Origin of the sequence: Corynebacterium urinipleomorphum, assembly GCF_900155535.1 — a bacterium.
Classification (GTDB): Bacteria; Actinomycetota; Actinomycetes; order Mycobacteriales; family Mycobacteriaceae; genus Corynebacterium; species Corynebacterium urinipleomorphum.
Map to the genome: position 1 here is coordinate 91,532 of NZ_LT706961.1, position 20,944 is coordinate 112,475.

General features: G+C 61.4%; 20 protein-coding genes. 13 read left to right on the forward strand and 7 right to left on the reverse strand.

The window, feature by feature from the left end:
- The first annotated feature begins 165 nt into the window (after positions 1-165).
- The 3 genes from CZ338_RS00520 to CZ338_RS00530 all read left to right on the forward strand — a co-directional run bounded on the left by CZ338_RS00520 (position 166) and on the right by CZ338_RS00530 (position 1,554).
- Positions 166-699, forward strand: a complete 534-nt coding sequence (locus tag CZ338_RS00520) for a hypothetical protein (RefSeq protein WP_087116105.1) — start codon at positions 166-168, stop codon at positions 697-699.
- Between the two features lies 1 nt (position 700).
- On the forward strand, positions 701-979 hold the full coding sequence (locus CZ338_RS00525; RefSeq protein ID WP_235839371.1) for a hypothetical protein: 279 nt from the start codon (positions 701-703) through the stop codon (positions 977-979).
- A gap of 140 nt (positions 980-1,119) precedes the next feature.
- Positions 1,120-1,554, forward strand: coding sequence for a DUF488 domain-containing protein (locus tag CZ338_RS00530; RefSeq protein WP_204211791.1), 435 nt, complete (start codon positions 1,120-1,122; stop codon positions 1,552-1,554).
- A gap of 23 nt (positions 1,555-1,577) precedes the next feature.
- Here the strand turns inward: CZ338_RS00530 and CZ338_RS00535 are convergent, their stop codons facing one another.
- Positions 1,578-1,997, reverse strand: a complete 420-nt coding sequence (locus CZ338_RS00535) for an arsenate-mycothiol transferase ArsC (RefSeq protein WP_087116109.1) — start codon at positions 1,995-1,997, stop codon at positions 1,578-1,580.
- Positions 1,998-2,018: 21 nt separating this feature from the next.
- Complete coding sequence (arsB, locus tag CZ338_RS00540; RefSeq protein WP_162287280.1) at positions 2,019-3,131, reverse strand: ACR3 family arsenite efflux transporter; 1,113 nt, start codon at positions 3,129-3,131, stop codon at positions 2,019-2,021.
- Between the two features lie 81 nt (positions 3,132-3,212).
- Here arsB and CZ338_RS00545 point away from each other — a divergent pair, with 81 nt between their 5' ends.
- Together CZ338_RS00545 and CZ338_RS00550 are read left to right on the forward strand one after the other, a co-directional pair.
- The gene (locus CZ338_RS00545) at positions 3,213-3,560 is read left to right on the forward strand and encodes an ArsR/SmtB family transcription factor (RefSeq protein ID WP_087116113.1); all 348 of its coding nucleotides are present in this window, start codon (positions 3,213-3,215) and stop codon (positions 3,558-3,560) included.
- 241 nt (positions 3,561-3,801) lie between these two features.
- Positions 3,802-5,091: a hypothetical protein gene (locus tag CZ338_RS00550; protein WP_162287282.1), complete on the forward strand. Its 1,290-nt coding sequence runs from the start codon at positions 3,802-3,804 to the stop codon at positions 5,089-5,091.
- A gap of 9 nt (positions 5,092-5,100) precedes the next feature.
- Here the strand turns inward: CZ338_RS00550 and CZ338_RS00555 are convergent, their stop codons facing one another.
- Together CZ338_RS00555 and CZ338_RS00560 are read right to left on the reverse strand one after the other, a co-directional pair.
- Positions 5,101-5,946 carry a hypothetical protein gene (locus CZ338_RS00555; protein ID WP_087116117.1) on the reverse strand — a complete coding sequence of 282 codons (846 nt, stop codon included), beginning with the start codon at positions 5,944-5,946 and terminating at the stop codon, positions 5,101-5,103.
- A 129-nt stretch (positions 5,947-6,075) separates the two neighbouring features.
- Complete coding sequence (locus CZ338_RS00560) at positions 6,076-7,236, reverse strand: DUF2075 domain-containing protein (RefSeq protein ID WP_087116119.1); 1,161 nt, start codon at positions 7,234-7,236, stop codon at positions 6,076-6,078.
- 23 nt (positions 7,237-7,259) lie between these two features.
- Between CZ338_RS00560 and CZ338_RS00565 the strand changes: the two genes are divergently transcribed.
- Positions 7,260-8,488, forward strand: a protein-coding gene (locus CZ338_RS00565) for an IS3 family transposase (RefSeq protein ID WP_235839365.1) whose coding sequence is annotated in 2 segments (ribosomal slippage) — positions 7,260-7,536 and positions 7,536-8,488 — 1,230 coding nt in all. Because the reading frame shifts where the segments join, the coding sequence is not laid out codon by codon here.
- Here the strand turns inward: CZ338_RS00565 and CZ338_RS00570 are convergent.
- Positions 8,459-9,256 (reverse strand): GIY-YIG nuclease family protein, encoded by a 798-nt coding sequence (locus CZ338_RS00570; protein WP_087116121.1) that lies wholly within the window; start codon positions 9,254-9,256, stop codon positions 8,459-8,461. The two genes, CZ338_RS00565 and CZ338_RS00570, sit on opposite strands and share 30 nt — an antisense overlap.
- A gap of 193 nt (positions 9,257-9,449) precedes the next feature.
- Here CZ338_RS00570 and CZ338_RS00575 point away from each other — a divergent pair, with 193 nt between their 5' ends.
- Positions 9,450-12,737 carry an exonuclease domain-containing protein gene (locus CZ338_RS00575; protein WP_162287281.1) on the forward strand — a complete coding sequence of 1,096 codons (3,288 nt, stop codon included), beginning with the start codon at positions 9,450-9,452 and terminating at the stop codon, positions 12,735-12,737.
- A gap of 8 nt (positions 12,738-12,745) precedes the next feature.
- Positions 12,746-14,479: a hypothetical protein gene (locus CZ338_RS00580; protein WP_087116125.1), complete on the forward strand. Its 1,734-nt coding sequence runs from the start codon at positions 12,746-12,748 to the stop codon at positions 14,477-14,479.
- Positions 14,480-14,511: 32 nt separating this feature from the next.
- Here CZ338_RS00580 and CZ338_RS00585 read toward each other — a convergent pair whose 3' ends face one another.
- Positions 14,512-15,915 (reverse strand): SLC5/6 family protein, encoded by a 1,404-nt coding sequence (locus CZ338_RS00585; RefSeq protein ID WP_087116127.1) that lies wholly within the window; start codon positions 15,913-15,915, stop codon positions 14,512-14,514.
- Positions 15,916-16,197: 282 nt separating this feature from the next.
- Between CZ338_RS00585 and CZ338_RS00590 the strand changes: the two genes are divergently transcribed.
- The 5 genes from CZ338_RS00590 (at position 16,198) to CZ338_RS00610 (ending at position 19,780) form a co-directional block, all read left to right on the forward strand.
- Entirely contained in the window at positions 16,198-16,887 is a 690-nt protein-coding gene (locus CZ338_RS00590) for a hypothetical protein (protein ID WP_087116129.1), read from the forward strand.
- A 117-nt stretch (positions 16,888-17,004) separates the two neighbouring features.
- Entirely contained in the window at positions 17,005-18,522 is a 1,518-nt protein-coding gene (locus tag CZ338_RS00595; RefSeq protein WP_087116131.1) for an acyl-CoA carboxylase subunit beta, read from the forward strand.
- Between the two features lie 43 nt (positions 18,523-18,565).
- Entirely contained in the window at positions 18,566-18,781 is a 216-nt protein-coding gene (locus CZ338_RS00600; protein ID WP_087116133.1) for an acyl-CoA carboxylase subunit epsilon, read from the forward strand.
- A 10-nt stretch (positions 18,782-18,791) separates the two neighbouring features.
- Positions 18,792-19,382: a Maf family protein gene (locus CZ338_RS00605; protein WP_087116135.1), complete on the forward strand. Its 591-nt coding sequence runs from the start codon at positions 18,792-18,794 to the stop codon at positions 19,380-19,382.
- A 20-nt stretch (positions 19,383-19,402) separates the two neighbouring features.
- Positions 19,403-19,780 carry a DoxX family protein gene (locus CZ338_RS00610; RefSeq protein WP_087116137.1) on the forward strand — a complete coding sequence of 126 codons (378 nt, stop codon included), beginning with the start codon at positions 19,403-19,405 and terminating at the stop codon, positions 19,778-19,780.
- 73 nt (positions 19,781-19,853) lie between these two features.
- Here the strand turns inward: CZ338_RS00610 and CZ338_RS00615 are convergent, their stop codons facing one another.
- Positions 19,854-20,780 (reverse strand): DUF4282 domain-containing protein, encoded by a 927-nt coding sequence (locus CZ338_RS00615; protein WP_087116139.1) that lies wholly within the window; start codon positions 20,778-20,780, stop codon positions 19,854-19,856.
- Positions 20,781-20,944: the final 164 nt, after the last annotated feature.

Sequence of the window (20,944 nt, forward strand, 5' to 3'; positions counted from 1 at the left end):
CTCCAGAGTATCCGCCCGCCCGCGAACAGGGCGCTGCCACGGGTGTGCACGAAGGTCTCCAATGACGGTACGAACGTTCCTTGCCTGCTTTAACGGCCGAACACGACAGCAGATCGGTCGTAATTTCTCGGAGTGTTCCACCCGTTCACATCCAAGGAGAACACAATGACCCCACGCCGTCTCAGCGCGATCGGCCTCGCCGCCGCAATCGCGTTGTCAGGGGCACTGCCCGTTGCGAATGCGGAACCCGCACAGCAGCACGCGCCCAATTCCGATTCCAACGCCATGCTCTTCGGCAAACCGGGCGAGCACGCACGCAAGGTGGAAGCAATCCCCGACGCCAACGGACTCGCGTTCTCGCTCGAGCGCGGTGACGCACTCGCGCTCGACGGCGACACGGTCAACGTTGTCGACGACAAAGGCGACACGCTTCTGACCGTCGCCCCTGAGCTTCCCAGCGACATGACCCTCTGGCTCGACGAGGAGACCAACGAAGTCTTCGCAGTGAAGTCCGGCATCGCGTTCCGCGGCTGCACCGATAACAAGTGGGTGAAGTGGGGTATCCAGGGCGCGTGGGACGGGCTGGTGTGCCTCCCCGCCACCGTTGCCGCTGCCCCGGGAAGTCCTCTTGCCCAAGGCGTGACGGCCACCGCGTGCCACACCGCCGGTTCCGGTCTAGTTACGGCTGCGAGCTGCTGACATGACACAAACACACACCAATTCAGCACAGGAGCACACCGGCATGAGCTGGATCCTGTCCATTCTCATCGCAGCGATTTTCACCCTCGACCCGGCGCTGTTCAGCGACGACCACGTCCCCTACTGGGCGTACGGCCTGAAGTTCCTCGCGCTACTCGCCGCCATCTACACCATCAGCTGCTTCGCCGCCGGACCGAAGGACCGGAAACATCTGCTGGTGCTGTCGGCGGTTTCAGCCGTGCTCATCGCCGCCTGCGTCATCGCCTTCATTGCCCTATAACCAGCACCCGGCCCCATCCAACCCCGCCCCAGGACTCCGCACTGCGGAGTCCCTGCGGTTTTACACCCACTCCGCACTGCGGAGTTCCCGCGGTTTTCCTCTCACTCCGCAACCTCATCGCGGGACCTACACTGGGCACCATGTCGGACCTGAAGCTGTTCACCATTGGATATTCAAAGAAGAGCGCCGAGGAATTCTTCAACCTGCTTCGCGAAAACGGCGTGAAGCGCGTCGTGGACATCCGACGCCACAACACGAACCAGCTCGCCGGCTTCACCAAAAAGGACGACCTCGCGTGGTTCCTTGACGTCATCGCCGGCATTGAATACGAGCACGTACTGGAACTCGCCCCAAGCGAAGAGCTCATGCACGCCTACCGCAAAGACGGCCTGCCATTCGACGAGTTCGCCGATAAACTCCGCGCGCAATTCGACGGCCGCGACATGCCCACCAAGGCCGCCTTCGATCACGCCGCCCTGTTGTGCTCCGAGGCCGATCCCTCCACCTGCCACCGCCTCGTCGCCGCCGAGTATCTAGCCGACAAGTGGTCCGGGGTGGAGGTCGTGCATCTATAGCGGACTGCTAACGGGCAGCTCCGTCACTCTCCGAGCACATCAGCGATCAGCCCACGCACCTTCGCGTCAATGTCGTCGCGAACCAGCCGCATCCGCTCCATGCCCTCAATTCCGCGTATCGACGGCTCATCCGTCACCCACCGCTCCATTGTCCCGCGGGCATCATCGGGCAGGTCCAACTGCGCTTCCTCACCGATGACCACAACACGGTCTGCAGTGCGGAGGATCTCCGGGTCAATCGCCTTCGGGTGTCCGTCGGACATGTCCGCGCCGACTTCTTCCAGCGAGGCAGCAGATTCCGCGTTGATCGACGTTCCCGGTTCGGTGCCGGCCGAGTGGATTTCAAGTCGCTCCCCCGCGTGCTTTTCCGCCAAAGCAGCAGCCATTTGGGATTTCCCACCATTGCGGACGCAGACGAACAGGACCTTGGGAGTAGATGACATCATGCTTCCTTTCTATGCCGATCACTTCAATACTGATGCACGTGCGGGCGACTCCTGCCGCTCAGGCAGGGTCGGGTCACCGGGGAAGAGTTTCGGGCCGATGCCCCGCATGACGTAGACAAGGCCCACCAAGATTGGGATCTCGATGAGCGGCCCGATCGTACCGGCGAGCGCCTCGGCTGACTCGGCGCCGAATGTTCCGATGGCCACAGCGATAGCCAGCTCGAAGTTATTGCCCGCCGCGGTGAACGCCACCGACGCGGACTGCGCGTAGCCCATTCCCGAGATCTTGGACACGATGAGGCCCAGCGCGAACATGCCCACGAAATAGATAAGCAAGGGCACCGCCACCCGCGCCACTGTCCAAGGGCGGGCGATGATCTGCTCGCCCTGCAGGGAGAACAGGAGGACGATTGTGTACAGCAACCCCACCAGGGCCAGCGGGGAGATCGCCGGGAGGAACTTCTCCTCGTACCAGCTCCGCCCCTTGGTCTTCTCGCCGATGATCCGTGAAAGAACCCCGGCAAGCAGCGGGATCCCCAGGAAGACCAAGACAGACGTCACTATCGCCCAGAAGGAGAGGTTCACCGACGTGGTGGACAGCCCCAGCCAGTTGGGGAGGATCTGCAAGTAGAACCACCCCAGCACACCGAACATCAGCACCTGGAAGACCGAGTTGATGGCCACCAGCACAGCGGTGGCTTCACGATCCGCGCACGACAGGTCCGACCACACGAGCACCATGGCGATGCAGCGCGCCAACCCCACGATGATCAGCCCGGTGCGGAGCTCGGGTTCGTCGGCAAGAAAAATCCAGGCGAGCGCAAACATGAACGCCGGGCCGACGACCCAGTTCAGGAGGATTGAGACCGTCATAAGCCGTTTATCGGTGGCGATTTCCTTGGTTTTGTCGTACCGGACTTTCGCCAGCGGCGGGTACATCATCACCAGCAGGCCCAGCGCGATCGGCAGCGAAATCCCGCCGACCTCCATGCCCTGCAGCCCGGCGCTCAAATCGGGAAACCAGTTCCCCAATCCGAGCCCCAGCGCCATTGCCAGAATGATCCACACGGGCAGAAAGCGGTCGAGGAATGACATGCGCGCAGGTTCCTGCTCCGCAACCGGCTCGGACATAGGACACCTTTCGTATCGACGACTATCAATATGAAAACTAGAACTTTTATTGATCACTGTCAATATGAGAGAGTGAGAATCATGGCCGCCCCGAATACCCCTCCGACAGCAGACACATCCACCTGCTGCTCCCTCGGTGCCGGCGTGCTTTCTGGCGAGGAAGCCGACCGCTACGCCCAGCTCTTCAAAGTCCTCGCCGACCCCGCACGCCTGCACCTACTCTCCCAACTCGCTGAGGACGGATGCGGCCCCATCAGCGTGTCCGAACTCGCCGAACAATCCGGCCTGAGCCAGCCCACGGTCTCCCACCACCTGAAAAAGCTCACCGACGCCGGCCTCCTCCACAAAGCCCGCCGCGGGAAAACCGTCACCCACATCGTCTGCCCCGAACCCTTCGCCGAGCTCCGAACGGTCCTGCAGATGGACTAGCCAGCCACCCGACCGACCACTTCCACACGGACCACCACGATCCCGGGGACTCCGCACTGCGGAGTTCCTGGGGTTTTGCGCATGGGCACCGCATTCCCGCCGATCACATAGCGGACCGATCAGTCTATACACCAAGACCGCAACTGAATTTAAACCCTAGCCATGAAAGACCAGCGCACATAGCGTGGAATTCACCCAACCGAACCCGACGCAGACTGAAAGGTCTACTTTCATGGCTGACATCCCCCTGATCACACTGACCGACAAAGACCGCGAAAACCTCGACCGCTTAGCCCAGTTCCCTCTTTTAGACGCCATCAACGGCCGCCGCTCCCGCCGCTTCCCTCTCGGCGGCCACGTGCCGGCCGGACCACTGGCATATCAGAGCAAGCACGACATCCAGCCGCTCAGCGATCTCGAGCGAGCAATCGTTCTGGCGACCGTCGCTGGCGTGACGGGATGGCACCACAGCATCACGCACCACCCGGGCTACGCGCCGAAACTGCCGGACTATTCGGGTAGCGCCGCCGGCCGCACATTCCCGTCAGCGGCTGGCTTCCACATCGCTGACTTCTTCTTCACCGACGAGTCCGGCACCTACGCTCTGTCCACGCGCGACGCGACGCCGGAGGTCCCTTTCAACGAGAACGAGGGCTTCACCGAAGCCCGTCTCAACTCCGTCCTACGTCGAGTGCGAAAGCTTAGCGACGACCGCCTCTGGATCCCCCGCGAAGAGCCCTACCTCGAGGGACACAACACGTGGATCGCCAACCACCCCGGCTCATTGCTCATCGCGCCGGTCTCCGACTTGGCGCAGCACACCTTGGCCAACCTCGCCTTCTTCACCCGCAACAAATACGTCATTTACGACGACATCAACGGCCGCGAGATCCCCGGCATCAAGGAATTCGGCGACATCGCGCGTGTCGACGATCCCTTGCCTCTCACCTTCCTCGAGCAGTACTCGCAGACCGAGGCCACCGCTGAGCTCATGTCGTCTACCCTGCTCGGCCACCTCGTCCTCGGCGCGCTGGGGCTCGGCGGGTGGAGCTTCGACGGCATCGACCGCCTCACATTCCTCGGCGGCTCCGGGCGTGAGGAAGTCCCCGGCCTCGGCTTCGACATCGAAGAAGACGAGCGCTGGTCACTCCCGAACGCCATCGGCAAGAAGGACGTCTTCGAGACCTACCGCCCGCCCTATTACGACACGATGGCAGATGCCGTCGACGCTTTCTTCGAGCGCAAGTACGGCCCCGGCGGCCCCTTCCACCCGGACACCCCGGGTCCGTGGACCGAGAGCCGCGCCATCCGCTCCCAGGCCGCCAAACCCGACGAACGCTTTACCGAACTGATGAAGCTCCAGGCCACCTACATCTGGGAGACCTTCGGCAAATTCCCCGGCACCATCCCCACGGTCTGGATCATGAATTACCTCCAGGCCCAGCACCTCGACACCGATTATTACAACGAGATCTTCGACCCCGGCGCGTACCTGTCCACCCACGCCGAGCACCAGCACCGCTGGCACTAGTGCCGTCAGCTACATCATCTGCGAAGCACAGTTTTGAGTCCAACCGCTTGTGCCATCAGTAAAGAATGTAGTTCCGGTCTCGTGAATGGCCGGGTCACCACAAGAAGCAATCTGCTTCTCCATCACATGCGGCGCTTCCTGTCCAGGCGCCTCGGTGTAGCCAACAACAGGCTCATCCTCCTGTTCAGCGGGAGCGGCGGGTACCTCTTCGATAGTCGTCATTCGAGCGGGTTGTTCCTGTTCTTCAACAGGCTTCTTCACAGTCAATTCAGGTGGTGATTGTTCTGAAGAGGTCTCCAACTTCGAAAGGTCGAACTTTGAGTTGGCGATTCCTAGTTCCTTCGCATCCTTCGGAATCAAATACGCTCCGTACATACGAATCTTTTCGCCCATCTTGGCGGGAATAGTGCTCCATTGCTCGTACTGCTGGGGGATGTCGCAGGATCCAGACCATTCACCTGTTGTCTTGAACTTTTCTGAGTCCCAAGCGACCGGTGTCTCCGGAAAAACACCGATTTCGGCCCCCTGGTTGTCGGTCACTTCCTTGCTGGCAGTCAGCACGCCGCTAAGCTGAATCAGCTGCATACCATCTGGTGCTTCCTCTGAGATGAGCGGCACTTCGCACTCTCCGCCCAATTGAATCTTCTCGACTTTGAACTCTCCCGAGCATTCGTTGCCGATGCAATCCACTGGGATCATGTCGCCGACTTGAGCAAACTTGGCCTCAGTTGCCTCAGTCGCAACCCCAGTCGTGGTTACCTGTGTATCTTCCGCCTCTTCCAGATTCGACGAGTTCGAGCACCCCGCTAGGAAAAGTGCTCCGGCAGCCAATGCCGCGCCAATGCCACGTTTCATGGTTCTCCTTTATCCAAAGTTGTGACTTAACGATGCACGTTACAAAACACGACCACCACAAATAGTTGCTATTTCGCAATGTCGTTCGAGCCAGTTTTTCGTCTTAGCTCGGTTTCATGAGTTTTCGAGTTACCGCTGACTGGCAGCTTCACGTAGTGCCGTACGTAGCTCATCGTCCACCGCGTAGATACCCATTCCGCGGACACCCCGAGTTAGTAGGACGTTGAGCTGATTGCGCAGGAGATCCTCGCTAACGTCGATCTTTTCGGTCTCGCCATCGACGATCATGGTGCGTTTATTGATGACATTCGGATTCTGGCTCGCTGAGGAATCAAACACGATTCTTCCGTTGCGCAGTTTGACGGAAGGGCCGAGGATCACGCCCGCATAGTTGAGGTCGAATCCCTGGATGGTGAAGATAGACCCGACCTCATCGACGGTTGAATCTCTTTCCGCCCAGGACAGGTGACGCTCTGCCCGGGAGTACTTTGCTTGGTTGTTCCAGGGCAAGCGAAAGTCCCCAATAGTGACATCCCATGTGTCGCTATCCTGTGGGCGGGTCTTGCCGGAGGAGAACTTCCAGTCGTAAGTCGCGATGAGGCGACTCAGCCCCTTCTCCACTACGGAATCATCATCAGGGGTTGATTTCGAGCGGATGACCTCATGAAGAGCTTGGGGCGAATCGAAGATATCTATCGAATACCGGTCGTTAGACGGGATCGGATCCACCCGCCCTTCGTCAACGAGTGTGCGGATCCATTCCTCAGCAGGACCATCCGAATCAATGCGCATCTGCTGGCTCAAGTTAATGACATTCTCTTTACCCGCCCGCTCTTTCAATTCTCGGAGCTGGTCTTTGCTCCAGTACTGGTTGCCAGCAAGCACCTGAAGCGGATCAAATACTGCCACCACTACTTCAGCCAGTTCGAGGATGTCCTTGAGCTGGTTCTTTCCCCTATATGACTGCTTGCCCTGGGTCCAGAGGAGATGGGCTTCGTCGATAAGCACGACATCTGCTTTTGATCCCGAGTCCTGATGCTCCGTAATGAACTTGGTCGGCTTCATCACGTGCGGTCGTTTCTTGTCGTGAAGCCCGAGCTTCTCTGCGATCTGCTCGTAAACGGTCACCTGCTCATCGTGATTGACCAATAAGTAAGCATCGAAATCAACCTCAGAGCCGAAGTCGAAACCCTCGTTCCGGTCCTGGATCAAGTCATAGAACACACTGCTAAGAAGAACAGTCTTTCCAGTTCCTGCCCCGCCCTGAGGCGTCCTGGGTTTAGTTCCGATCGTTTCTAGAGGAGGATTGGATCATGCCTAGGAAGTTCAGTGACGAGTTCAAGGACAAGGCGGTGAGGTTAGCCGAGGAGCTCGTTGAGCTTGAGGGGTGTTCGAAGTGGGCGGCGGCGGAGGAGATCGGCGAGAAGCTCGGCGTCTCGGCGCACACGCTCAACAACTGGTTGAAACCTGTCAAAGCGTCCCCCGACGTTCAGCGGAGCACTGGCGAGTCGGTTGACGACGAACTGAAGCGTCTGCGGCAGGAGAACAAAGAGCTGCGCAGGGCGAACGAGATCTTAAAGACCGCGTCAGCTTTTTTCGCAGCGGAACTCGACCGTCCCACCAGAAGATGATCGAATACATCGACACGTATCGCGATCGCTTCGGGGTCGAGGCCATCTGTCGCACGTTAAGGCAGACAGAATGTGGGTTTATCACCTCTCGCGGCTACCGAGCAGCTAAAACACGAGCCCCGTCGGCCAGGAGCTTGTCAGACGCGCTGCTGATCCCCGAATTGGTGAGAGTCTTCGAGGACAACTTCAGCGTCTACGGGGTACGCAAGATGTGGAAGGCCATGCAGCGCGCCGGCTGGGACATCGGTCGTGATCAGACGGCACGGTTGATGAAACTCGCCGGCATCCAAGGCCGCAGAAGGGGCCGCACTCCGATCACAACGCTTCGGGCTGATGTCCCGGATCGTCGTCCTGATCTGGTCAATCGTGACTTCACCGCGTCAGCGCCGCACCGGCTGTGGGTCGCTGACATCACCTACGTGCGTACCCTGTCGGGGTTTGCATACACCGCGTTCATCACCGATGTGTACTCCCGCAAGATTGTCGGGGTTGCCACCAGGGCGAGCATGCGCACCGATGAGCTGCCTCTTGAGGCTTTTGAGCACGCTCTTTATCACGCAGGTGATCTTCGTGCTGCAGGACTAGTCCACCACAGCGATCGCGGCTCGCAGTACGTGTCCATCCGCTACGGTGAGGCACTCGCTCAAGCTGGGATCGATCCGTCCGTTGGCACCGTCGGCGATTCCTACGACAACGCGTTGGCGGAAACGGTCAACGGTCTCTACAAGACCGAGCTGATCTATCCCCACCGGCCGTGGACGTCGGTTGGGGAAGTCGAAATCGCGACCCTTCGCTGGGTGTACTGGTGGAACAACCACCGCCTGCACGAGTCATTGGGATACATCACCCCACAAGAGATGGAAGATGCCTACTATCAACAATCACACGCCCAGCCGTTGGGCGTTCAATAAGCGGAACGAAAACCAGGACGCTTCACCCTGCACCAAGATGAGTTGCGATTGTTCGCGCCTACGGTCAAATTCACCGGGTGTTAACGCACGGTCAACAGCACGAAGAATTTGGTCCTTCGCACTGACCTGTTGCTCGTTCAATTGGTGGAACGGAGATGCCTTGAATAGCGCGGACTCACGGATAAGTCGCTCGAGTGGAAACAAAATGCGATCGTGCTTCCGTAGGCCGCGCCAGATCGATTGAAAAGTCTCATCGACGTACTGCTTGGTGAAGTAATCGGTTTGTGTGTTACGCCGGGCATTAGCCAAGCGAACTGAACTGGCCCCTTTCACCCCGTCCGCGCTGGAAAGGTACAGCATCAAACGGTCCTCGATATCGAGCGTCAAAGACTTATTGAACAGTGAATGTCCGATGACGAGAATGGTCGAATCACTGTCCCGAAAGACGTTCCAGTGCGACGGTTGAAGGCCGGGATTGTCTTCAACCGGGTCCAAGACTGCGTCGAGATCCCGGCTAACGAGGTCGATCTTCTCCGGATCCGCTTCAAGATGTGTCCTAGTGCGCTGAGCAATGTTGTTCGTTTCGCCCACGTACACGCGGTAGCCACCATCTGCGACCTGGTAGATAACGTAGACCGTCGGGTACTTCAGCAGCAGTTTGGACGTCTCATCGTCTGCTTGGGCAACCTCCGTCAAGAACTGCTCCAGACTCTCGACGGAGTAGTGGAACGACTCGATGACTGTTTTCGGCCGACCTTGGAGCTTCACGAAAGCCCAATTTACCAGTGGAATCGGCTACTTCCCGCGATCACGAGATCGAAGCCCCGGAATCTGTTCCAAGAAAATAGGGGACCCGGGCTCTAGAGAAGGACCCCAAGTTGCTTTCCCTGGTGGCCCTTTCGCACACCCGCTCGACCGCTACCCCTGCCGGTGTCCGGGGCGTGAATTAGCCTTGGGCGGCATGAGCCCGCACAACGGATATGCAGTCATTGATCTGGAGACCACCGGCTTCGGTGGGGCTGACCGGATCATCGAGGTCGGAATCGCTTTTCTCAGCCCCAGCTTGGAGCTCGAGGGCACGTGGGAGACGCTGGTCCAGCCGAATCGGGACGTGTCCAACAGCTTTGTGCACAAGTTGACGCCGACGGATCTGCGGGATGCGCCAACGTGGGAAGAGGTTGCGCCGGAGGTGGCTCGACTGCTGCAGGGGCGGATCGGAGTGGCGCACAATGCGTCGTTCGAGCAGCGGTTCCTGACCAAGGAGTTCCGACGCGTCGGGATCGGAAACAACGTCGCCGACGTCCAGTGGGTGGATACGCGTGTGCACGCTTCGCACCATTTGGGCCGCGGCAAGTTATCGGATGCGCTTGCAGTTGCCGGCATTGCCAACGACATGCCTCACGCGGCGCTGCCGGATGCGTTGGCAACGGCGGAGCTGTTGCGTGAATTGCATGACACCTGGGGTGCGCGGTTCCAGGGTGCACCGCTGGTATTCACAGTGTGCAGCGAGAGCAGCGAGCGGCCGCGTCTGGTCAAACGGGGCGAGACAGACGGGGTCGCGCAGTGGATCGCACGCGTTGCGCAGGGAATGCCGCAGGGCGGCACGACAGCATCCGCACGCTACAGGGAGATGCTGCGTGCAGCGCTGGCGGACCGTCTGCTCACGGACGCGGAGCGCGCACATTTGGCAGAGTTCGCCTCAGAGTCGGAGCTCACCGCTGAAGATGTCGCCGAGATTCACGAGGATTTCTTCCGGCAATTCACCGTTGAGGCGTGGATGGACGGTGTGCTCACCCGGGAAGAAAAGGATGAGTTGGTTGCACTCGCGGATCAGCTCGACGTTGCGCCGGTGGTGCTCAATGCGGCGCTGCAGGACCCCGGCGCGGAATCTCTCGACGAGGCATTCACGCTCAAGCCGGGTGACCGGATCGCGCTGACGGGCTCGATGGACCTGCCGCGTGAGACGTGGGAGGAGCGGGCAGTGTCCTACGGGTTGCTCACTGGCGGCGTGAGTAAGAAAACAGTGCTCGTTGTGGCGGCAGATCCGAATTCGCGCAGCGGCAAGGCGCGCCGGGCCAACGAGTTGGGAATTCCGATTGTCAGCGAAAAGCACTTCGCCACCCTGCTCTCCGCAATGGAGACGGTGGCTTCGGTGGCTAAAGACGTCGCGGGCACCGCGGGCGACGAGCAATACGGCACCGCTCCGAGCACCGATGGCCAGGTCGTACGGTTCACATGGGTCGGCGATGTAGCTCCGGGTGTGAGTGAAGCCGGTCTGGGAAATGGGGAGCTCGCCTCGCTGTGGATCCGCCACTACCCCACTGCACCGCTGCGGGAGATCTCCCCGCTGCTCGCGCAGGACGTGGTGATCGACTTGGCGGGTTCGAGCGCCCGCAAGGCAGGTGCGCTGTGGGCCGACCGTTTCGACCCAATGCTCACCGCCACCGTCGAGGACCTGCGCGATCTCCCCGGAGTGGGTGCAAAACGTTTGGAGAATCTGGTCGAAGCGGTGATCCTCGCGGTGCTCGACGCCGAAGAGATGGAGGAGACAGAATTCGCACCCGCGCACGAAGCCTCGGGCGGGGACTACGCGGTGGACTTCACGGACCCCTACAACGCTGAACCGCTGCCCGATTCAGCAGAAACGGTACCCGCCGAAGAAGTCGACATCCTTCGTGGCTGGCTAGCCCTCAACGGGTTCAACGGGGTGCCGGAGGGGGTGAAGGGGGCAATGCCGGGCGTCGTCAAGCGGTGCGACAACAGTGATCCCCTCGAGCCGCTCTTCGCGCACTGTGTGGGGGAACTCGCCGCAGCGTGCGGCGATGATGAGCGTAAGCGGGCGATCGTGTCTTCGCGCTACATGGGGAAGGCGACGTTGGATGAGATCGGGCAAGTCTACGGGGTCAGCCGTGAGCGCGTCCGCCAGCTTGAATCTCAGCTGAAGAAGGACTTTGACGCGCCCTCCTCAACGAGCGCGGCAGTGGTGAATGCGCTCGCCGGACGGATGCTCCCTCTTGCCCGGCGGGCTGATGTGCTGGCAGAGTGGCCGCAACTCACGCATACCGCGGAGCCTTTCACCGGCACCTATGAGCAGTACTTTGGCATGTGGGATCTGTGGAAGGTAGACGGGGAATGGTTTGCCGCGGCTGACTTCGCGGATGCGTTCCAACGTGTACTTCAGGAGAGCACGGACGAGTATAACGTGGCTTCGCTCGCCGAGATCTCCAATGAACTCGGTGTCGACGAAGCTCTGCTCGTGGAGTGGATGCGTGACCGAACGGGCATCGTTCTGCTGCCCGACGAAGAGCACATCATTGCCGCGAGCAACCACCAGGACCGTGCGGTAGGTGTGCTCTCCTTGGCTGGCGCACCGCTCAGCGTCGAGGACATCGTCGCCGCGCTCGGGGTAGACTCCAACCCGCGGTCCGTTGCCAACCAGCTCGCCGTGGACGAGCGGATCACCCGGGTGGGCAACAACAAATACGCACTGTCCGCGTGGGGCCTGGAAGAATTCACCTCCATCAACTCGTGGATTGCGAGCCGGATCGCGGAATCAGAAACCGGAAGTGTCTCGCTCGACGAGCTCATCGCCGACGCACCCGCATTCAACGTCAGCGAGAATTCCGTGCGCGCCTACGCCGCAGGAAGCGACTTCCAGCTTATCGACGGCACCGTCACCCTCTCTTCCGGTCAGCGCGAGATCCTCACCGATGCCCCACAGGACTACCGCGACCTGTACTACCGGGACGGGGCGTGGGAGTTGCTGGTCACGGTAACGAACGACCACCTCCGCGGCTCTGGATTTCAGATCCCGCGCGGCGTCACCGGAATTTATGGTGTCCCCGTCGGCGGAGAGGTGGCAGTGCCAAGCCGACTTGGGGATCAGTTCGTCCGCGCAAACAAGCTCAAGCAGTGCTCCACCTCCACAATCCGACGGTTCCTTCAGGAGCTCGAGGTGCAAGAGGGCGACCGCGTGTGGTTGCGGTACGAACCGACCCGTTTTGACGTGCGGCGGGCTCCCGCGGTGCAGTTCCGCAGTGACGGCGATGCCGAGGTGGAGTCCCTCGACCTGCCGCACGTCCTCGACTACATGGCGCTGGACCCTGCCCTGGCGGATGATCCGGCGCAGGCGCTCAACGCCATCAACGTTGCCTTTGGGCTGGAAGGGAACGCGCCGCGTCGCCGCACCGTCGCCGTCTTCCGCCACCGCGGCCAAGACCAACTCGCGGATGTAGTGCGGAGCTTGTAGCAGTTTCTATGGGCAACAACGTTGTGGAATTCGTCCAGGCCCTGGGCAAAGCGGGCGTGGCGGCGCGGGCGGATCTGAAGAGCTTCATGCGGGCGGACGAGATCATGGATTCGGATCTCACGGCGCTGGTGAATACAGGTGACACCTTCACAGCCCAGGTGGTGGGCACGGATGTGTGGGTGGTGCGGTTCGAGCTGGTGCTCGATGACGGTGCCAGGGAGGCGGATCGGCTGAATGTGTACTGCACATGCCCGGTGCCTGAAGCGTGGTGCAAGCATGCGGTGGCGGTCGCGCGGCGGATGATGAAGGACCCGGAGTGGGCACTATCGGCACCGACGGGAGATGTGGTTGTGGACGATGTCGACCCGGTGCGGCGCTACGGCGATATTGAGGTGAGCACCAAGGACGTGGTCACCTCAACGCTCGGCATCATGAACAAGCAGGACTTGGTGCGGGTGGTCAACGAGCTGCGGGAGAAGCAGCCGTTGATCGAACCACAGGTGAGCAAGCTCGTGCTGCCGTTCTCCTCCCAGCCGTTCCCGGGATTGGAGCAAGTTCAGTACGAAATTGAGAACACGCGCATCATGTTCGAGATCGCGCACACCGACAGCCTCGTCGAAGATGCCGCGGAGCAGCTGCTGTACACGGGCAACCTGATTCGCAGCAATGCCGGCGGGCAGTTCAATATGCAGCTGCTCGTCGCCTTGGAGAAATTGATGTTCGACGCATGTAGGTGGGCGCAAGCAATTGCTCTTCCCGTGGGTCCGATCGTGCACGCACTGGAGCAGCTCCACCAGCACCATGTGGTGATGGCACACTGGGAGCAGCCAAGTGCACTCCATACCATCGACTGGCTGCTGGACACCTACTTCGCGCCAGGCGGGTACCTGCCCGTGCGGATCAAGGAGTACGCGGATTTACTTGACGACGACGCCCTGGAGCTGTTGATCAAGCGCGCCCACGAACGCAGACCGCTGCACCCGGAAGTCGTGCTGCCGCTGGAGATCGATGTGGCTCTGATCCGCAACGACATGCATGAGCTGGAGCGTCTTTGCGATGCTCGCGGGCTTCACGACGGCCTACTGATGTTCTACGTGCACAACGGGATGGATCTCGGTGCGGAGAAGCTGGTCACGGCGGCACTTGATGCCAATGATCCCGTGACGGTCTCCTCCGAGATGCTGTACCTGGCGGCCAACCAGTACTTCGGTGACGATGGTCCGCGCATGTACCACCGCTACTGGTTCCAGAAGGATCCCTCGCTGGCCAATTACCTGGACTTCATCCGCGTGCCGGCTGTCGATTTCGCGGAGGCTGTCTTCGTGCTTCAGTCGGTGGAGTCCGTCGCTTCAGATCCGGACTACATGTTGCTCGCGGCGAAGGAGTTCGAGCGTTTCGATATCGGCTTCGACGTGATCAACACGGGCAGCCCGAGTGCGCGGATGGCAGCAGATTTCGCCTCATCCGTCGGCATGGCATACGACCCGGTGTGGGCGATGGGCGTGGTGTTCGTGCGGATACGTAAGCAGCTGTCGCAGACAGTCACGATTCAGTCCGCGGCCGCACGGAAAGCGGAGCTGGCGCGGGTGATGGAAGAGATCGTCGTGCTGCGCAAGGAGGCGGAGGAAGCCGCCGGCTCAACGTCCATCCGCACCGATTGGAAGACGGAAGTCAGCGCGTTGAAGCAGGAGTTCGCCGGCCACCCGGCAGTGAAGGAAGCCTTTACCGACTGGGAGCTGTGACCTGTTGAGCGGCTCTTCCGGTTGGGCGCGGGCTACCGCACCATGTCCCAGATGGTCACGCCGACGATGATCACACCCATGACGCCCACGAAGATGGTGTCGGGGCGGTTGGCGTAGTGCTTGTACGCGGTGGCTTTGCGGAACAGCAGCGTGGGCACCAGGTAGACGAGGATCGCGACGAAGACGCCACCGACGACAGAGATCAGCGTCATGATCGACGGGTTGAACACAGCGACTAGCGTGGCGGTGACAAAGACGAAGATGTTGATCACCCAGCGCAGGGTGGTCTCACTGACGCGCTGCGCGAAGTTGGGGGCAGCGACGCGCAGCAGGTACGTCGTGCCTTCCTCGGTGCCCATCATGTGCCCGAAGTAGGAGGACGCGATCGCGCAGATGGCCACGATGGGGCTCAACCACGCCATGATCGGAGTGCCGGTCTCATTGGCCAGGTAGGACAGCACCGGGATGTTCTGCTCCGCCGCGGCGTCGAGGCCGTCGGCGCCGAGCGCAAACGCGCAGGACCAGACGAAGAACATCGTGAACAGCACCAGCGCGGTCGCGGCGATGAGCTCGATCTTGGTCACATCTTTCTCCGTCTTGGCCACGTCGCCATCATGCTTCTTCTGCACGTCCAGAACGAACTGCGACAGCGCCGCCATGTGGCTGAAGGAGAACACCAGGACCGGCAGGATCAGCAGAAGCGACTGCCAAATCGGGGTGTCAGATTCGTACGACATGAAGCTTTGGATGTCCCACCGTGGAATCAGGTACAGCGACACTCCCGCCAGCGCCACGATCAGCGGGTAGACGAGGAAATTCGCCATAGCCAACGTGGCCTTCTGCCCGAATGCGAATGCGCCGGTGAGAATGCCCACACAGATCGGCGCTAGAACCCACCGGCTGATCTCCGGTCCGCCGAACTGGTTGGCGATGAAACTGTCGATGGTGTTGGTGATGGACACGCCGTAGATCAGCACCGTGGGATAAACAGCCAGCCAGTACACCAGGGCGGTGAGAAGTCCCCGCGTCCTTCCGGTGAGCGCGGTGACCACCTGCAGCACATCCATGCCCGGCATAGGCGAGCCAGACACGATGCGCGCGTAGGTGCGGTGGGAGAAGAACACCAACGGGCCGATGAACAAAGTGGCAGCAACGAGCGGCCAGAAGCCGAACGTGCCGGCATCCAACGGCAGGAACAGGATGCCCGCGCCGACGGCGGTACCGAAGAGAGTCAACGCCCAGGACATCACGGAGCCGTCGGGAACGTCGCTACTCGCTGCCTGCTCCTCGATGTACTCCCGGTCGGCGTCCGAAAGGTGATCCAGCTCGAATTCCTCGCGGGCCTGTTCGAGGTGCTCCTCGCTGTGCAGCTCCGGCAGGTCGTCGGCACTGCTGTCAGGTGTATTCGGAATTGGTGTGCCGGAGGCAGTGGACATGAGCGACCTTTCGTCGATAAGCGCCGTGGATGGCTGAATGGTTTAAACACTAGGGGCACACCCCGCCCAATCGTGCGTTCACCCCATTCAAATCGCGGTTGCCCTTCCCCGACATAAGTCGGGTTTCTCAAATGACGAATTCAGGTTTCGCCATAGCGTTCCGCTGGCGGGTACACGAACCCCAGGTCCCCGGTCCTCAGTGGCACCTCCCCGCCCCAGCTGATTGGCACGACACTGAGCTTTGACCTGAAGTGCTCGCACCGCCGGGCTACACTTCAGCCCATGAAACCCCACCGTGCCCCCGTCATCGCTGCCCTGGCCGCTGTCGCCGCATTCGCTGCGGGCTGCTCCCCTTCCGAAAGCCTCGACGAGCCCGCAATGAGCACCGTTGCGGCACCAACGCAAGAGGACGCCGCAGAAGAAGTGGTCACCGAGGTGGTGACCAAGGAGGCGCCCGCCGAGGAGAAGCCGAGGAAGGACGCTCCGAAGAAGAAGGAATCCTGCGCGTCGCTGCCCAAGGACCCGCGGGACCAGTACCCGGACGGAAGTGCGCCGGGACGGATGCCCAACACCACGGGCAGTGACACGCAGTACTGGATCGAGGACATCGAGAACTACTACGACCCGTGCGCGCCGGTCAGCTGGATCATTTTCCACGGCGGACGCGGCGGAATGGAAGGCCCGGCGAACACAGGCGCGTCGATTTCCAGCGGCATCGCGTTCTACATCAACGGCGAACCGGACGGTGAGATGCGCACCTTCCGCGGCATCAACGATGTCTCGCTCGACGGCGACACCATCAACTTCGAATGGAGCGAGCGCCAGCAGGACCTCATGGGCAGCGTGAAGCTGCAGAACCGGGTCACGCTCAGCTACAGCAACGGGCGGATCGAGGCGGTCGGCGGGGATGTCGATGCTTTCAACCAGTACTGGCACAGCCGCGACGAGTACATGCTCGGCCATTACGACTAGGGGCGGGGCCGCACGATGGGGCGTCGATAAGCGTGCGCGCGAAACATCGGGGACGCGCGGGCCGATAGGCGGTGTGGAACCTGATGAAGAGGCTGTGAGCCCGTAAAGTGGAGCGCTATGACCGACAAGAAGCCCGACCTGACCACCACCGCCGGCAAGATCGAGGACCTGCGTAACAGGCTCGCTGAATCGCGCGAGCCGATGGGCAGCGAAGCCACGAGGGCGGCGGGCGAAGCGGGAATCTCCACCGCACGTCAGCGCGTCGAGGCATTGTTGGACAACGACAGCTTCGTGGAAACGGACGCGCTCGCACGCCACCGCGTTGAAGAGCACGGCATGGGGCGCACCAAGCCCGCAACCGACGGTGTGGTCACGGGCTACGGGCTTATCGACGGCCGACGTGTCACCGTCTACTCCCACGACTCCTCCATCTTCGACGGCCAGATGGGCGAGGTCTACGCGGAGAAGATCCTGAAGATCTACGACTTGGCCATCAAGACCGGCGTTCCCGTGATTGCCATCCACGACTCCACCGGTGGGCGCCTGCAGGAGGGCGTGGTCACCGCCGCGATGTCCGCGCGCATCCTGTGCAAGGCAACCGAGGCATCCGGCGTGGTGCCGCAGATCTCCGTCGTGGCTGGTGAAGTCGCATCTCTCGCCGCCTTGCTGGTCCCCGTCAGCGACATCACCGTGATGGTCAAAGACGCGACGATGCACCTGACCTCCGTCAGCGCCGTGACCAAGGTGACCCGCCGCGTGGCCACCGCGAAGTCTCTGGGCAGCTCGGACGTGCACTCCAAGGTCACGGGCATCGCGCAGTTGACCGCCCCGACTGACGTGGAGGCGATGTCGACAGTCCGCGACCTCATCGCCTTCCTGCCGGAGAACAACCGCGCGGCCTCCCCCATCAACGAGAGCTCCACCGAGCCCGAAACCACCGACCTGGACACCTTCATCCCCAACTCGGACGCGGAGTCCTACGACGTCCGCGAGATCATCACCCGCGTCACCGACAAGGGACTCACCGAGCTGAGCCGGGGCTACGCCGACAACATCGTCACCGGTTTTGCGCACATCTCCGGCCGCGCCGTGGGCATTGTGGCCAACCAGCCAAGTGTTCTCGCCGGCTGCATCGACCACGCCGCGGCGAAGAAGGCCGCGCGTTTCATCCGGATCTGCGATTCCTTCAACATCCCGATCGTCGAATTCGTGGACTCCCCCGGCTTCTTCCCTTCCGAGGAGGAAGAGCACCTAGGTAGCGCCAACTACGGTGCCGCCCTCGCCTTCGCCTACGCCGAGGCGCAGGTGGGCAAGGTAACTGTGATCACCCGCCGCGCCATCGGCCCGTCGTATGTGACCATGGGTTCGAAGGACCTGGGCGCCGACATCGTGCTGGCGTGGCCGACCGCGCAGATCGCACTGGCAGATGCCGCCACTGCCGCCGAGCTCCTCTCCATCGACGCCGACGAGTACGCCGCCGCCAACCTCACCCCGTACGTGGCCACCGAACGCGGACTGGTTGACGTGGTGATCGAGCCGTCACAGACCCGCACCCAGATTCTCGAGGCCCTGCGTCTCTTGGAGCGCAAGGTGGTCTACTCCCTGCCGAAGAAGCACGGCAACATCCCGTTCTAATTCCTTCCCTGTGTCTTCCCCGTGTAAGGAGGTCTCCCCCGCAATGTCCCAGCCTTCTCAACCGCTGTTCACCGTTGTCAAAGGCAACCCCACCGAGGCGGAGCTCGCCGCGCTGACCCAGGTGCTCACCGACCTGCAGCAAGAGGCGAAAGCGCGCACCTCCGGCGGCCACCGCAACCTGTGGGGTCGCCCCACCCCGCGCGACCACGGCCCGGTGGTGTTCAACCCCTCTGCGTTCAACTCTCAGACGCTCTTCTAGTTCACTCCCCATGCGCCTCATCCTCGCCTCCCAGTCCCCGTCCCGGCGGATGATCCTGAACAACGCCGGTGTAGACCCCGTCCAGCACCCCGCGCACGTCGACGAGGACGCGATCATTGCACGGCTTGACCGCGTCGCACCTCACACCGTCGTGACCACCCTCGCCCGCGCGAAAGCCGACGCCGTCGCCCCCTCCTACCCCGACGACATCGTGGTCGGCTGCGATTCCATGCTGCTGCTGAACGGCGAACTGCAGGGCAAGCCTCACACTGTGGAGGAAACCATCCGCCGCTGGCAGGCGCAGCGCGGCCAGACCGCCGAGCTGGTCACCGGCCACGCGATCGGCTACCGCGGCCAGTGGGTGGTGGACACCGTGTCCACCCGCATCCACTTCGGCGACGCCACCGACGCGGACATCGAGGCCTACGCCCGTTCCGGCGAACCGCTTGAATGCGCGGGTGCATTCACCCTCGAGGCCCTGGGCGGCTGGTTCATCGACTCCATCGAAGGCGACCAGACCAGCGTCATTGGCCTGTCTCTACCTCTGCTGCGCCGGGCTTTGTACTCCTTCGGCATCAATGCTTCGGACCTGTGGCGCTAGGCGCGCCTACGCTGGGTGCTATGAGTTCCAACAGCCTCGATCGCATTGTGAAGAAGTCGCTCGTCCCCTTGCTCGCCGGCGCGGGCGCCCTCCACTTCCTCAAACCCGAACCCTTCGACGGCATCGTGCCGCCGCAGCTGCCCGGCAGTCAACGCACCTACACCTACGTCTCCGGCGCAGCCGAGCTGGCCACCGCTGCGCTGCTTGCCTCCCCGAAGACACGCCCTGCCGGCGGCTTTGCTGCCGCCACGCTATTCACGCTCGTCTGGCCGGGAAATTTCTACATGGCCTACCTGTGGCGGGATGAACCCTGGCACAAACAGATCATCTCGCTGGGCCGCCTCCCGCTGCAGATTCCGCTCATCCGAGCCGGTCTCGATATCGCCCGGGGAGTATGACCGCCATGCAAAAACCGCCCCGTCCCCAGAGCTTTCTCGCTGGGTGACGGAGCGGAATTGAGCTTATTGGGCGCTACTTGTTTTCGCCCTGCTCAACCAACTTGTCCGAGTTCTGGTACAGGCGGACGATCGAGATGACGAACTCGAGGGTCACACGACCGATGATGATGTTCAGCAGCGTCCACAGGGTGCCAAAGATCAGCCAAGCGAAGACGGCGAAGACACCCAGTCCGAAGGTTGCGACCGTGCCGAAGATTGCGCCGAGCAGACCCATCACCCAAAGGACGATCTGGGTGACGATGTGGATGATGTACAGCGCCTTAGCAAAGTCATCGGTGATGAAGTGGCGGAAGGAGAAGTCGAACAAGGACGAGAAGAACGACTTCTTCTGGGCCGGTGCGCCCTGCGGGAAGCCCGGCGCACCGAAGCCCTGAGCCTGGCCGTACTGACCGAACTGCGGCGCCGGAGCACCTGCCGCCGGTGCCTGGCCGTACGGCTGCTGTCCGTACTGGTCGCCGAACACCGGCTGCTGGCCCGTCTGTGCAGTCTGCGGGACCTGCTGTGCCGAAGCAGTCTGGCTGGTCTGACCAGTCTGGGTGGTCTGTGCAGACGGAGTCGACTGAGCGGACTGGCCGTAGGACCCGAAACCAGACGCATCGTAGCTCTGGGAAGAGCTGCCGGTGGACGATGCCGTGGTGGAACCAGAGGTGCTGGAGTTGGAGCTGTCGGCGGAGGTTGCGCCGTAGCCGTAGGTACCGGCGGAGGAGGTCGTAGCGGAGTCCGAGGAGGAGGAAGAAGCAGAAGAGTCCGTGCCGTAGGAATCGCTGCCGTAGGAACCAAACGTGTTGGAGCCGTAGGAACCGAACGCGTCGGAAGAGCCGAAGGAATCGGAGGAACCGTAGGAGCTGGAGTTGCCGGTGGTTCCGGTGCTCTCAGTGCCAGACGGGTTCGAGGAGTTATCCGGGTTCGAGGAGTTCTCAGGGTTGTACGGGGTAGACATGTGCAATCCTTTACAAAGCTTTGACGCGGTCAGACTTTATGTAGTCTACGGTCCAGCCCGGATAAACGCTCGTCTTATCGCTATTGTGGTGTACTTGCGCGCTTTCACGTGCATCAATCGATCATTTTTCCGTTTCTTAAATGAATATGTAAGGAGCAAGGTTG